The 13992-nt window shown below is 47.8% G+C and carries 10 protein-coding genes; 3 read left to right on the forward strand and 7 right to left on the reverse strand.

Annotation, left to right across the window (positions count from 1 at the left end):
• Positions 1–58 precede the first annotated feature (58 nt).
• The 7 genes from ACTTHR_RS04710 to pta form a co-directional block, all read right to left on the reverse strand.
• The gene (locus ACTTHR_RS04710) at positions 59–931 is read right to left on the reverse strand and encodes a hypothetical protein (RefSeq protein WP_442605362.1); all 873 of its coding nucleotides are present in this window, start codon (positions 929–931) and stop codon (positions 59–61) included.
• A gap of 13 nt (positions 932–944) precedes the next feature.
• Complete coding sequence (locus ACTTHR_RS04715) at positions 945–2138, reverse strand: fimbrial protein (protein WP_442605363.1); 1194 nt, start codon at positions 2136–2138, stop codon at positions 945–947.
• A gap of 26 nt (positions 2139–2164) precedes the next feature.
• Positions 2165–3529, reverse strand: a complete 1365-nt coding sequence (locus ACTTHR_RS04720; protein WP_442605364.1) for a hypothetical protein — start codon at positions 3527–3529, stop codon at positions 2165–2167.
• Between the two features lie 115 nt (positions 3530–3644).
• Positions 3645–4607 carry a FimB/Mfa2 family fimbrial subunit gene (locus ACTTHR_RS04725; protein WP_442605365.1) on the reverse strand — a complete coding sequence of 321 codons (963 nt, stop codon included), beginning with the start codon at positions 4605–4607 and terminating at the stop codon, positions 3645–3647.
• A 177-nt stretch (positions 4608–4784) separates the two neighbouring features.
• Positions 4785–6284, reverse strand: coding sequence for an Mfa1 family fimbria major subunit (locus ACTTHR_RS04730; protein WP_442605366.1), 1500 nt, complete (start codon positions 6282–6284; stop codon positions 4785–4787).
• Between the two features lie 852 nt (positions 6285–7136).
• Positions 7137–8336, reverse strand: a complete 1200-nt coding sequence (locus tag ACTTHR_RS04735) for an acetate kinase (RefSeq protein ID WP_442605367.1) — start codon at positions 8334–8336, stop codon at positions 7137–7139.
• Positions 8337–8364: 28 nt separating this feature from the next.
• Positions 8365–9372 (reverse strand): phosphate acetyltransferase, encoded by a 1008-nt coding sequence (pta, locus tag ACTTHR_RS04740; RefSeq protein ID WP_115321306.1) that lies wholly within the window; start codon positions 9370–9372, stop codon positions 8365–8367.
• Between the two features lie 497 nt (positions 9373–9869).
• Between pta and ACTTHR_RS04745 the strand changes: the two genes are divergently transcribed.
• The 3 genes from ACTTHR_RS04745 to ACTTHR_RS04755 all read left to right on the forward strand — a co-directional run bounded on the left by ACTTHR_RS04745 (position 9870) and on the right by ACTTHR_RS04755 (position 13897).
• Positions 9870–10349 (forward strand): arginine repressor, encoded by a 480-nt coding sequence (locus ACTTHR_RS04745; protein ID WP_304285339.1) that lies wholly within the window; start codon positions 9870–9872, stop codon positions 10347–10349.
• A 33-nt stretch (positions 10350–10382) separates the two neighbouring features.
• The gene (locus ACTTHR_RS04750) at positions 10383–12095 is read left to right on the forward strand and encodes an alkaline phosphatase (RefSeq protein WP_442605368.1); all 1713 of its coding nucleotides are present in this window, start codon (positions 10383–10385) and stop codon (positions 12093–12095) included.
• Between the two features lie 80 nt (positions 12096–12175).
• Positions 12176–13897 (forward strand): SulP family inorganic anion transporter, encoded by a 1722-nt coding sequence (locus ACTTHR_RS04755; protein ID WP_442605369.1) that lies wholly within the window; start codon positions 12176–12178, stop codon positions 13895–13897.
• Positions 13898–13992: the final 95 nt, after the last annotated feature.

Consider the following 13992-nt stretch of genomic DNA (forward strand, 5'->3'; position numbering starts at 1 on the left):
ACAATACGCTATTTTCGTTCTATTTAGTTGTAACTCAAACCCGTTATAAGACTCTTTCTTATGGGTATATCTTCACAGGAAGAGTTACGGTCATCTTGTAGTGCCGCCCACGTACAATCTTTCCGTAATTGACATTATCGTACGGCTCATGCACTACTACATAGTATTCGTGCAAATTATTTCCAGCCTCCCAAGGGGTCTTTACCTGAACCCCAATATAGGTACGATTATTGATATCAGAGGGATCGTGCTCCGGCAAATAACAGACTCCTCTCTTCTCTTCACCGAGCTGGAAAGTCTTATAATCGGTAGCGGGACATGTGTAGTAAGTCTTCACCCCTCCTAAAGAGAAGGTGGGAGGCACTTTGGCAATCCACACTTTCGTAACTTCCCTTGGCGGCCATGCCGCCCTAAGCTCCGGTCCCGGAGTGGAAGAGCGAGGCTCGTCTAAAAAGCGAATCTTATACGAAAGTTTGGCATACGTAGGAGCAAGAGAAATAGAAGGCACTGCCTCTACACCATCTTTTAGAGATAGCGACCCTACATATAGCTTTGGCTCTGTTTTTCCATTGGCGCCAAAGTAGTCTACTGTCCTAAGTTCCTTTTGATTAAACTCTGTAGCCTGCAGTGCGCCCAAATTTTCTCGCTCCCCTGCAACAAAGAACAATGTTTGTTTTTCATTACTTGGGAGGGTGAAACGAACCTTATTCTGCTGTACAGTAACCTCTCGGTTATACCGATGAGCAGAAGATATAACGCGTAACTTGCTGATCTCTCCCGCACGAAGCTCTCCATCAACAGACGAAGCATTCACCGAAGCAGTAAGAGCATCTTGAGGGTTCTTTGCATCACGATCGGTACAAGCCCCCAAGCTCCCTACTATAAGCATTGCAGCGAATAGTCTTACGATATTCTTAGTATACTTACTCATATGGGATCAACAATTAATTATAAATTTTGCTTGTGCCCTCTCCCGACAAATCAACCTCAGACCATCCCGCCACAGAGATGGTGGGAGAAAGCTCCACAGGCTTTGCAGCATCTCCGGAGCCGGCAGATAAGATCTGGGCATCTAGGATATAGTGCGTATTACGTTTGACCTGACGGGGCAAGATCACTCTATAGTAATAGTATCCCTTATGAGCCGGGTATATATCTCCCCCTGCAGGAGGCGGATACTTCCCTTCCGGATCATCCGCATGAGACTCCGGCACTTCTGCATAAAGGGCAAGGTAGAGATAAGGAGGCACATTGGCCTTTTCCATCCCTTGATTATACTCATTGATATAAGCCGATACTACAAAGGGACCTTCTCGAGGTGTAGTCAAAGGAGCAAACTCCCACATATATTGATTCCCGGCAACAAGGGGTGTTGTGGCCGTAGCAGGGTTGTCATTGTAACGTACGCTGCGCTTGGAGGGATCCAACAAGAGGTTGGCATGCTCCACAACATGGGTTCGCTTTGCTACATCCCGAAACTGATAAAAAGAACGCTCCGAGGGAACTGTGCGCCTAGCATCTAGGGGTTTCCATTGCAGATTCAGCTTTACCGTAATCTTGGCAACCGCCCTTCTAAGTACAACCTGAGCCTTACGATCCACTTTCGTAAAAGTGTGTACGACCTCCCCCTGCATCAAGAGGAGCGGTGCAATTATCTGAGAGTTTTCGCTGGCAGATTCGTAGTAAATCTGTTTGGTTGCATCCGAGAAGTCTCCAAACTTCTGTACGGCACGCAACTTCGTCTCGAGAGCTCCTTTTCCCTTATAGTTGGCGATAACAACCACCTTTTTGAGTCCTACCTCCTCCGGCGAGAGCGGGAACAACATGGTCTGACCATCTTCCCACTTTGTGGGATCGGCAAGCCCCGTAGCTGTAGCATCATACTCATAGATCTTATTATTCCAAAGCCTCTGCTGACCGGTCGTCTCAAAAAATAGGACCATAACATTGTCTATTTTCGTCTCTTCGGCGGTCGCTGTGCCCTGTCTCATGAGTTGAGAATCCTCCACTTTGAGGGCGAGGCCCAGACGGCTGTTGGACTGCAAATCGTCTTCCCCTTGGTGGCTACATGCCACTGAAGTAAGAAGCAAAATGCTCCAAGACAACCAGTATAGTGTGTGAGAAAAGAATCTTTTCATCTTTGTAGTGGTTAAATATACACTCCTCAAAACTCTGTTTCTATTATGGCAGAGCGGCCGCTCACCTTGTAAAGGACCCTGAGCGAATTGCCTGTTGGAGCGGTGTGTAGTGTGTACTCTCTGAAGGCGCCGTAATCCGTTTCTGTAAACGAAACCTTGTTCGTGGAGTTGTTGATCTTTGCGCCATTGAGAGGCTCAAGGATTACCTCGTGCCCTCTGGGGACAGGAGCCTTAGAGGTGTACAAGCGAAGCTTTATGTCCGAGTTCGGTTTAATCTTGGATGCACACCAGAGATTAAAGTATTCGCCAACATAGTCCCAAGAGGTCTCCACCTTCCAATCTTCAATAGAGATACCTACAGCGATATCACTCCAGTCCTTAAGGTTGAGTACATAGTTATGGTGATGGTTACGTCGAAAGTGATAACTATCTTGCTCTCCCAACTTGATTATCCTTGTCTGCTCTTCGGAGGCTCCCTCTTGGCGGATCTTTAGAGCAAGCTGGAGAGGCTGCGTGCCTGTATACTCGGGGATATAACGAGATTGCACGACACCGAAAGCGATCTTTTGGGGAGTACCCGTTGTCTGGAAAGTATGTTGTACATTCAAAGCTCCGGCATAAGCGGGATGAGAGGGCTCCGAAAAGAGAAAACTTTTTGAGGAGACCTTAGACAGGCCCATTTCGCTTACATATAATTTTTTTCGTTCGGCGGGGCTCCCTTGAGGCCTGCGAATCTCTATGGACAACTTTGCGACTACCCTATCAAGCTCTGCCTTTAGGACAAAAGGATTTGCCAGTGTATGCCCCTTCGGGATCTGACAATTTTCCTTCCGAGCGGTCATAAGCAATCCCTTTTTAGTAGCTTGGGAGGGAGAGAATTCTTTTTTGAAGTCACACTGCAGATCACGCACTTCACTCTCTGTACTTAGAGCGTTGAAAACACTTGGCGAGACCCCGGTGCAGTAAGACTCATTGGCGATTATATAAACATTGTAGAAGCCCGGCAAGATACGGGTAGGAAGGCTCCGATTGGAATATCCATTGTTATTAGAGCCAATACCCGATGTCGGGAAATCTAACTTACTATTGAAAACGACTGCCCCTGTCGCAGACTTACAAAGGATGAGACGTACCTCAGACACATAGTCTTCGTCATTTGTATTTATAGTCCCTCCAGCTCTAAGATCTGTACCCGTACCCGTCTCTGTCATCTGAAGACTTACAGAAAGCAGGGTACTATCAGAAGCCTGCGTCCCATTGGGATCAATGGGAGAGACATTGCCTCCAGTCCCCTTGGTTTCGCACGAAACTAGGAGCAAACCTCCCAGTGCGAAAGAAGAGAGCAGACTGGCAAAACCTCTGATGAGAGACAAATATGACTTATTTATCATTGTTATATCCTTTATCAAATACCACGGCAATACAACTCTATGCGTGTGTATGGCAAGGGTGAATGCTATTCCCCGGAGGCTTATCCGGGATTTTTGTTATCTATTTTGGTTATCCTTATACTACAATACTATAGGAGTGGACAAGCCAATCATTAATCCAAATCTCAACAATCTGATAGGTATTTTCGGGGCAATCGCAATGATGTGCAACAAGCCTTACCTTGAAGTCGTTGAGACAACGGAGGTTGATATTCTCCGCATAGTTACTAGAGAGAATTACCCCTACGAGGTCTGTTCGGAACATCTCCACGCCCTTCGCTTTATTGGTCACGATGAGGGTATTTTTATGCCCGCTCTCCAGTTTTAGTGTTGTGAAATCGGCACGACAAGTACTATCCCCTACTACTTTGGTCACTCCCGGATAGAAGGTGGAATCTGCATTTGCAACTCGCCCATTTACACGATAGGTGCCATTGCTGGAGGCAATCTCTATCTTATACTCTTCCGGACTGGGTACACCTTCGACAATGACAGCAATACGATTGGTATACTCTCTTAGGTTTACAGAAGTCTCTGTGTAGCGCTCGTAGTTCGTTGTATTCCGCTCTACTTGCACAACGGGGCTCTCTCCATACCAAAGCGTTGTCTCTCGGAGATCTTCACCCCACTTGCCTGTTTGTCGCAAGCGGAAAAGTATATTTTGCTTCGTGGTCTTGCCAACTTCCACGGTACCAATATCATAGTAGTGGTCGCCAAGGTTTCCCCACGATAAGACAGAATACAATCCGGGTCTTTCTACCGGGATAGAATACTCATAGGCCTCAGACAGACGTACATTATCCACAACATGGGAGCTATAGAGCACATCGTTTTTGTCAAATGCGTAGATATTCAGCCGAGTCACCCCCTGGGGATAGGATTTTTGATCTGCACATTCTGTTTTAGAATAGAATCCTACCTTTATTGCTTGAGGGCAATCCTCAAAGTTTTCATATATCCATTTGTCACAAGAGGTCAGCCCCAGCAAAGTAAACAGCACGAGGGGTAGGCCTCCCAACAGCTTATAAATACTCTTCATTACTACATTGATAAGAGTTAGAAAGTGGGAGAGGGGATTTCCTTGGAGAGAGTGCATGAGAAGTCTCTTGTACTTCTCCTTAGGAGGGACCTCTCTCCCACAGACTTAATTCGTAGTTTGGTTCTCTCTCACGCTTCTTGCCCCACAAGGGCATTCGTGTGATTAGAGCCCATAGATTTAGAGATCGATATTGTAGTTATGCCACGTCCAAGGAGTGATGGTAATGGTTGCTACCATAAAGGTCTTTTCAGTTGGCAGAGGCTCTTCCGGTTTGGGAGTATCTGGATCATCTGGGTCTGGTTTATCAGGATGATTTGGATCAGGATCCGGAATAAGAGGATTACCAGAAAGACCGATGTTTTGGAAAGAGCTGATGTTTACGTTGTAGATGTTGTTACGATATACAGGAGACATCGCCCACTTGGTCATATTAACTTCATTAGGATTAACCCAGAGGAAGTAGAATACCATACCCTTCTTGTAGGTTACAATCTTGCGGTCATTGTTACCGGCAGTCTTAGCTGCCTGCTCTGAGCTATAGAATTTCTGAGTAGCAAGACCATAGAAAAGGTCCCCATTAGGAGCCATAAGAGCCTTTTCCCCATCTGCCCACATATCGTTAGCAGGGCTAAACTTACCCTTAACTAATACGTAAGTAGTATTCCCCTTGCGGTAACCCGAGGTCATAGGATCTGAAGAATCTGTAGCCTTCTTATGGGTGGTTTCAGAGATATACTTGTACTCTACAGAGGCAACCTCAGGAAGTCCGTAAGAAGTAATACGCTTAACGCCAAGGAATTTATCATCACCACTAATCTGCGTATAGTCATATTTGTTAGGAGCTTCCGTAGTGTAATCAGTGCTGCTAGTAATCCAGTCGTAGCTAGGACTCTGACGATCATCCCTCTGGAGGAGGAAGAACTTCTTTTCATATTGAGCTACTGACCACTTAAGATCACTAATCTCTCCAAAAACCTTCGTACTGCCATTAGGGAGAGTCGCCTTTATCTCATATACCCCAGCGGACTTCTCTGCAGCTGTAGTTGTCACAGAGACACGAGCGGCTGCACGAGTAAGGACAATGGGTACATTATTAAGATCGGGGGCATTGAGAGCCGAAACATTGGGCTTAATATCCTGTGTAACAGGCTTCCCTGTCATCACGATCACGTCCTTATTGCTCTCCAAAGAAGCGATAGGATTTGTTCCAAACGCCTCGTAAGCTTTCTCATAAGCTGTTTTGAAATCTGCTTTATTAGCAGCAGCATCAAGATCAGCCTTAATGGGATTGGTAATGTTGATTACAGCGTATACAGTCTTATTCCCACTCTTTGTACGGAATGGAGTCATCGTCACCTTACCGGTTGCACCATCAAGATGCAGATTCTCTTCTGTAAAGTGATGGGCTTCGGGTTGGTCTGTGGGCTTAGCTTCATCAATAATATAAAGAGTTAGGGTCTTAATATGATCAACACCCTTGTAAGCATCCCCCTCCTTGTTGTAATTATCATCTTCTCCGGCACGGAGGCTTGCGGGGAGAGAGAGAGAGATGGTAGAGTAGGTATCATACCCTTTCTCTCGAGCGAGGTCATCCTCATTTTTGTTATTGCACGCAGAAAGCCCTAGGACTAAGGCTGCTCCGGCAAAAATCCATTTACTCAAAAATTTCTGTTTCATTTTGTTCTGAATTATATTAGTAATCAATTTATTATACCCGAGTATCCAAAGTTGTCGCAGATTTAGAAGACAGGGCAAGAATCATCGAGAAAAAGACGAAAACGGAGAGCCTCACCAAATAAAGCATCTCTGTTTTGGGCAAACACCTCAAAGAGACTTCAAGACAAAATCTTCAGACCATAGTCCTCAGCAAAATCTTGAGTCTGGAAGGCTAGTTATGCACTTTTTCTCCGAACAAAACCCCATCTACGACATAGTTCTGTATATACCGCTGTATACACTTCAACGCACAAAGATAAAAAGAATCTCGACGTAAGCACTCTTTTTCCCATTCAAAATACACCTCCCAAGATTGGGCATTACATAAAATATAGAAACAAGACGGTGGAAAAAGGCAAAATAGGGGTCTATATTAACAAAGAAATAGGGGTAGAAAAATACGAAACGCATATAGCCTAGATATAAAGGAAAACGCATTCACTAAAATTTTTCATACAATATTTTTTACTCCAACGAGCAAATTTCTCCTCCCAGATAGAGAGGGAAGAGAAATCCTCCCACAGAAAAAGAAGAATCGAGAATCTAAGAAGAGATGTAAATCCCCTTCCTTTTTATCGTGAGAATCTCTTCTGAAGAAGAAAAGAAGAAAGACCTGAGAAGGGCAAGGAGAAGCGGCATCCACCTCTTGCAATGGGTACACCTATTATATATGGATCCTCTTTTTAATTATGGAGGAGAGGGGGGGGGATCAGGGGCGCAACATCAGAAGAAGGGCGAGAAAACAGAAAAGCGGCTCCCACCCATACAGGTAAGAACCGCTTCTTTCTTCCTCCTTAAGAGGGAGGGAAGGGATTATTTTGAGGTGAGAGCCACCGTATCAAGGGCAATCATGAGCTCCTCGTCGGTAGGAATTACCACTACCTTTACCTTGCTCTCTTTCGTAGAAAGCAGAGCTTCGTCTCCATGTATCTTCGCATTGAGTGTCTTATCAATCTCAATACCCATATACTGCATATCTTCGCAAACGTACTCTCGTGTGGTGGTCTGATTTTCGCCAACTCCTCCCGTAAAGATGAGAAGGTCCAAACCTCCCATAGCGGCGGTAAAGGCTCCTACATACTTCTTGATGCGGTAGTCGTACATCTCCAACGCGAGTTTGGCACGCTCGTTACCTTGAGAGATAGCCTCTTCTATTTCGCGCATATCGCTAGAGACTCCACTCACGCCGAGTACCCCACTCTTCTTATTGATTACCTCGGAGAGCTGTGCCATAGACAAACCCTCTTTCTCTCCAATGAAAACAAGCGCACCGGGGTCTACATCCCCTACACGAGTACCCATCATAAGCCCCTCTGTAGGGGTAAGTCCCATGGTGGTATCGATGCACTTGCCCTCTTTGATAGCGCACATAGAGGCACCATTACCGATATGAGCCGTGATAATACGAGCCTTGTTGTAGTCAAGTCCTAAGAACTCACAGGCACGCTTACTTACGAAGCGGTGGCTTGTTCCGTGGAAGCCATAGCGGCGCACGCCATACTTTTCGTAGTACTCATAGGGGAGTGCGTACATAAAAGCGCGTTGCGGCATCGTCTGAGGGAAGGCGGTATCAAACACGCCTACCTGAGGCACGCCGGGAATTAGCTCCGTAACGGCAGCCACACCCTTAAGCGTAGAGGGGTTGTGCAGAGGAGCAAGATCAATGCACTGCTTTACGCTTTCTACTACCGCATCGGTAATTACCACGCTTTCGCTGAACTTATCGCCCCCATGTACCAAGCGGTGCCCCACGGCATCAATTTCGCTGAGGCTCTTGATGCAACCATATTCGCTACCGGTAATCGTTTTGAGGATAAAGTCGATAGCCACCGTATGCTCGGGCATATCTTTCTCAAGTACCACCTTCTCTCCCGAAGGCAATTTGAACTTTAGGAAAGAATCCGACAAACCCAATTTTTCCACTCCGCCTTGGGCAAGAACTTTGCCCTCGGGCATCTGAAACAATTTATACTTTACGGACGAACTTCCGCAATTAAGCACTAATACATTCATATTATAGATATGAGACTAAAAGGTGATTTTATTGTTTAGCAGCAATAGCCTGATTGGCTGTGATAGCCACCATCTTGTAAATATCGTCTACCGAGCAGCCACGGCTGAGGTCGTTTACAGGTGCAGCCATACCTTGGAGGATAGGCCCTACAGCCATGGCACCACCGAGACGTTCTACCAACTTGTAGGCGATGTTCCCTACCTCGAGAGAGGGGAATACGAGCACATTTGCCTTACCAGCCACAGGGCTATCGGGGGCTTTGAGGGATGCCACTGCCTCCACAAGAGCCGCGTCTGCCTGCAACTCACCATCAATAGCGAGGTCGGGAGCCAATTCTTTGGCCACGCGCAACCCTTCTACCACCTTATCTACAAGTTCGCCCTTGGCACTCCCCTTGGTAGAGTAGCTAAGCATAGCTACGCGGGGTTCCATACCGCCAATAGCGCGCGCCGTAGTAGCCGAAGCCACAGCGATTTGCCCTAATTCATTCGCATTCGGATTGGGGGTAACGGCACAGTCTGCCACCACAAGAAGCCCCTCTCTGCCGTATTGCTTTGCTTGGGTAAAGAGGAGGAATGCTCCACTCACACAGCTAAGGCCGGGCATTGTTTTGATAAGCTGGAGGGCAGGTCTCAGTACATTACCTGTTGTATTTTGTGCCCCGGCAAGTTCGCCATCTGCATCGCCCGCCTTAATCATAAGACAAGCCAAGTAGAGCGGATTTACCACGAGTTTATCAGCCTCTTCTTGGGTCATCCCCTTAGACTTACGAAGCTCCATAAGGAGATCACGATAAGCCTCTTTCTTGGCGTGGCAATTGGGGTCGATCAATTCTGCTTCGCCGATATGGGTAAGCCCCAACTCAGCAGCCTTAGCCTTGATAGCGGCAGGTTCGCCAATGAGAACGAGGTTTGCAACACCATCTGCCAAAAGTCTGTCGGCAGCTTGTAGAGTACGGGGTTCTGTCCCCTCGGGCAGCACAATGCGTTGCTTGTTAGCAGCAGCACGCGCTACGATTTCTTTCATCAAATCCATTGTGCAATATTCATTAGGTCTAGCTCTGCCGCTCTCCTCTCAAAGCCCCCCAGGGGGAGAAAGAGAAGAAGGCACAACGTAGTCATTTATATATTCGTGCGTTAAGCCCCACAAAGTTAGCTATTATTACCCAAACGAGCATAGCCCATCTCGCCAGAATGAGCGCGTGAGCAGGAAAAATCCATGCGTGAAACCGCCAAAAAAGTCCGGGTGAAAAAGAAATAGATACAGGCCGGAAATTTTTTATTCCACAGGCAGAAATGAAAAAAGTTTAGAGCAGAATCCCGACAAGAAATTAGGCAACAAAGATTTGATTATTGGCCAGAGGCACTAGAGCCAGCAGGCAGGGAGCGTAAAAAACTTGGAGCTCAGCCTTATTCATATCGCTTATATTATTCATTTTTGCTACATTTGCAAAGTGGTAGTCTCCCCTAAAAAAGAGCAGAAAGGCAACAAAAAGAGGGAGTACATACCCCTAGACATATCAAAAACGCATCATGGCAACAAAGAAAGAAATACGACAAGCGCTCATCTGTCGTCTTATCCGCAACAACGATGTTCCCAACCAAAAGACGCTACGCGAGCTACTTTTGATCAATGGGATCAGTGCCACTCAGGCAACCATCTCGCGTGACATGTACGAACTCAACATCTCCAAAGACCGCTACTCCAGAGAGGATGTTAGCTGCTACCGCATGCCCAACGACCAAGCACGGACCACGCAAGAAGTATTCCGTGTGATGGGAACAAAGGGATTTCGCTCTATCCACTACTCGGGGGCTTTTGTTGTACTTAAAACGCGATCGGGCTATGCCCACAGCATCTGTGTAGACATAGACTCCATTGCCAACAACGCCATTGTGGGCACGATTGCAGGCAATGACACAATACTCGTAATACCGGCGGATGGGGTTTCTCGCGAAGAGGTGGTGAGCGTACTTGCTCAAATCATTCCCGAGCTAGCCCGAGCCAATTAAATAAACAGCCCCATTTTTTTTAACCATTCCATTATGATTCGTAAGAAAATCCTACTCTTAGCCCTTTTTGCCCTTAGCTTTGGAAGCTTATGGGGGCAACTCCCTACTACGGTAAAACCCGTGCGCAACATTATTGTAATGATACCGGATGGCACCTCCCTACCTGCGCTATCTCTAGCACGCTGGTACCAACGCTATCAGCAGCCTGACAAACTGCATTTGCACCTCGACTCAATCCTATGCGGGACGGTACTCACCGACTGCTCCGATGCCCCCATCGGCGACTCCGCCCCCACCACGAGCTGCTACATGACCGGCATTCCCTCGCAAAGCGGATTTATTGCCACCTATCCCGTAAGTACCGATCACGACCTACAACCCCTAGACCCTAAGCTCGCCTATCAACCCATGACTACCCTACTAGAGGCCGGGAAGTGGAAACTAGGAAAGCGTACGGGACTTGTTGTTACATGCGAATTTACCCATGCTACTCCGGCGGACTGCTCTGCACACTCCTATAATCGCAAGAAATATGATTGGATTGCACCGCAAATAGTAAACCTCCCCGTAGATGTAGTGATAGGAGGAGGTAACAAGATCATAACCCCTGCGCTACAACAATCACTCAAAGAGCAGGGCATCCCTTACTTTGCCAACGACATGCAAGCCATGCGCGCCTACCAAGGCAAGCAAATGTGGGCACTCTTTGGCGAGTACGATATGCCCTACGACCTCGATCGAGATCCCAGCAAGATCCCCTCTCTAGCCGAGAGTTGTCAGAAAGCCATTTCCCTACTCAACGACCCCGAGGGCGAAGGATTCTTCCTTATGGTAGAAGGGAGCAAAGTAGACTGGGCAGCTCATGCTAATGACCCCGTAGGGATAGCCTCAGAAATGCTTGCCTTTGACAAAGCCGTAGGGGTAGCCCTAGACTTCGCTCGCCGCGACGGAAATACCGCTATCATTATCATGCCCGACCACGGCAATAGCGGTTTGAGTATTGGGTTGCAACGCCTCCGTCAAGGAGATAAGCAAGGGCCGGAAGTACTCTTTGGTCAGCTCACAGCCATTAAGCGCACCGCTGCCGGACTCGCTCAGATGCTCAACGAAGCTCCCAACGACCAAGCTCGCGAGCTCTTCCGCGAGTACGCTGCTATTGATCTCTCCGACGAGGAACTCGATGCCCTCTACCAGTGCGAAGAATACGAGCACAGCCCCATCCCTCTAGAGCAACGCAAGGGGAGCTCCGCACAAACAGGGCTTTACAACGGATCTTTGAGTGCCGTGGTTATCCTTATCTATCAGCAGCACATGCCCTTTGGATTTACGACCCATAGCCACACAGGCGAAGAGGTATTCTTGGCAGCCTACCACCCCCAAGACACTCGCCCCATGGGTATGATATTGAACACCGAAGTCAATGAATATCTATGCCGACTTTGGGGATTAGAGGGTCAACTTCCCCTCATCACTCAAGAGGCATACATTCCTCACAAACAAGTCTTTGAAGGGTATAACTGTCGTATTGTAGGGGCAGAAGGACAGATCCCGGATTACCTAGAGGTCTCTCTCGCTAAGTCCAAGAAGCTTCGTATCTACCCCTTTACGCCCAAGATGGCGATCGGTACAGATAAGGACTTCAAGCGCGGAAAAGAGAAGCTTCTGAAAGCCCCCAACAATGCTGTATGGGTGGATAAGACACAGACATTCTACCTCAACAAGACTGTACTAGAGCTTATCCGATAGAGATGCAGTAGCCCCTAGAAATAATGTTAATGAAGAAAAAGGGGCTATCTTTGCGGTAGTTTTTAGGGATTACCGACGTTATGAATACAACAAAGCAACGAGCATGGCAACATGCCCTTGAGGGGTTCACGCCTCAACTGTTTAAGTGCTTCCGCGGATATACAACGGAGCGTTTGACCAAGGATATTATGGCAGGAGTCATTGTAGGTATCGTTGCCCTACCCCTTGCCATAGCCTTTGGTATTGCCAGTGGCGTAAGCCCCGAGGTTGGCCTCACAACAGCCATCATCGGGGGCTTTATTGTCTCATTTTTGGGTGGGAGTTCCGTACAGATTGGGGGACCGACAGGTGCTTTTATCGTCATTGTCTACGGTATTATCCAGCAACACGGCATCGAAGGACTTGCCGTTGCCACCCTCATAGCCGGGCTTATCCTCATCCTTGTGGGCGTATTGCGGCTGGGGAGTGTGATTCGCTTCATCCCCTATCCTATTATAATAGGCTTCACGAGCGGTATTGCCGTTACCATCTTCACGACCCAGATAAAAGACCTATTCGGGCTGACAACGGAGGCTCTCCCAGGAGACTTCATCGGCAAGTGGAGTGTCTACTTCGAGAGCTTTGGCACCCTTGATTGGGCTACGGCTCTCATAGGAATTGCCACGGTGGCTTTGGTCTTCCTCTTCCCAAAAATTTCTAAGAAGATACCCGGGTCTCTCGTTGCCATCATCGTAATGACATTGGTGGTGTACCTACTACAAAGGTATACAACAGTTTCGGGTCTGGAGACCATTGGCGATCGTTTTACTTTTTCTTCGAAGCTCCCCGAGATTCACCCCCTCAAACTCGACTTTGCTACCATCCAAGAGCTACTCCCGAGCGGCTTTACCATTGCCATGCTGGGGGCGATAGAATCCCTACTGAGTGCCTCGGTGGCTGATGGAGCTATCGGGGAGAAACACAATTCTAATGTAGAGTTGGTAGCTCAGGGGGTCGCCAATGTGGTGGTACCCTTTGTGGGAGGGATCCCCGTAACAGGGGCTATTGCTCGTACCATGACCAACATCAAAAACGGCGGTCGCTCCCCCATTGCAGGGCTGGTACATGCCGTAGTTCTACTCCTCATTATGCTCTTCTTGGGCCCCTTTACGGCCTACATCCCCATGGCTTGCCTTGCCGGCATCTTGGTGGTTGTCTCCTATAATATGAGCGAATGGAAGTCTTTCCTTGCCATATTACATGGCCCCAAGGGAGATATCGTTGTGCTAGTGGTGACCTTTGTACTCACCGTTATGCTAGACCTCACCATTGCCATTGAGATAGGGATGCTGCTGAGTATGCTTCTCTTCATGCGCCGTACCTACCTTGCCAGTGACGTGGTTCGCCACGACCGTGTGGTACCTCTAGACAACGAGGTAGCTCAAACCTCCTCCGATGAACCCCTAGAAGTACCCCAAGGAGTAGAGATTTTTGAGATCCAAGGCCCCTTCTTCTTCGGCATTGCCAACCGCTTCGAAGAAGTAACCAAGTTCGTAGCTCGGAAGCCTAAGGTGCGTATTTTGCGGATGCGTAGAGTACCTTTTATGGATGCCACGGGCGCACACAACCTCGCCATAATGGCCGAGAAGTGCCGCGCAGCCGGGATCGTACTTGTGCTCTCGGGGGTACGAGACGAAGTACACGAAACACTGGAAAAGTCGGGAATTGCCGAACAGATAGGCGAAGAAAACATCTGTAAAGACATCCATCTTGCCCTGCAACATGCCCACACGCTACTCCAAGCCGCCCCTGCAACAGAGTAACCTCCATTTCAAAGGAAAGCATGAGGGAGAGACAATATCCACGCGAAAAGCTCGTTAGAAAAGAGAGGAAGGAACTAATTTGACACGATGAACAA

The sequence above is a fragment of the Porphyromonas endodontalis genome, from assembly GCF_052173515.1.
GTDB lineage: Bacteria > Bacteroidota > Bacteroidia > Bacteroidales > Porphyromonadaceae > Porphyromonas > Porphyromonas endodontalis_A.

Bases quoted from the DNA above. Each gene is read 5' to 3' on its own strand.
- ACTTHR_RS04710 (WP_442605362.1), bottom strand. From the start codon at position 931: ATGAGTAAGTATACTAAGAATATCGTAAGACTATTCGCTGCAATGCTT.
- ACTTHR_RS04715 (WP_442605363.1), bottom strand. From the start codon at position 2,138: ATGAAAAGATTCTTTTCTCACACACTATACTGGTTGTCTTGGAGCATT.
- ACTTHR_RS04720 (WP_442605364.1), bottom strand. From the start codon at position 3,529: ATGATAAATAAGTCATATTTGTCTCTCATCAGAGGTTTTGCCAGTCTG.
- ACTTHR_RS04725 (WP_442605365.1), bottom strand. From the start codon at position 4,607: ATGAAGAGTATTTATAAGCTGTTGGGAGGCCTACCCCTCGTGCTGTTT.
- ACTTHR_RS04730 (WP_442605366.1), bottom strand. From the start codon at position 6,284: ATGAAACAGAAATTTTTGAGTAAATGGATTTTTGCCGGAGCAGCCTTA.
- ACTTHR_RS04735 (WP_442605367.1), bottom strand. From the start codon at position 8,336: ATGAATGTATTAGTGCTTAATTGCGGAAGTTCGTCCGTAAAGTATAAA.
- pta (WP_115321306.1), bottom strand. From the start codon at position 9,372: ATGGATTTGATGAAAGAAATCGTAGCGCGTGCTGCTGCTAACAAGCAA.
- ACTTHR_RS04745 (WP_304285339.1), top strand. From the start codon at position 9,870: ATGGCAACAAAGAAAGAAATACGACAAGCGCTCATCTGTCGTCTTATC.
- ACTTHR_RS04750 (WP_442605368.1), top strand. From the start codon at position 10,383: ATGATTCGTAAGAAAATCCTACTCTTAGCCCTTTTTGCCCTTAGCTTT.
- ACTTHR_RS04755 (WP_442605369.1), top strand. From the start codon at position 12,176: ATGAATACAACAAAGCAACGAGCATGGCAACATGCCCTTGAGGGGTTC.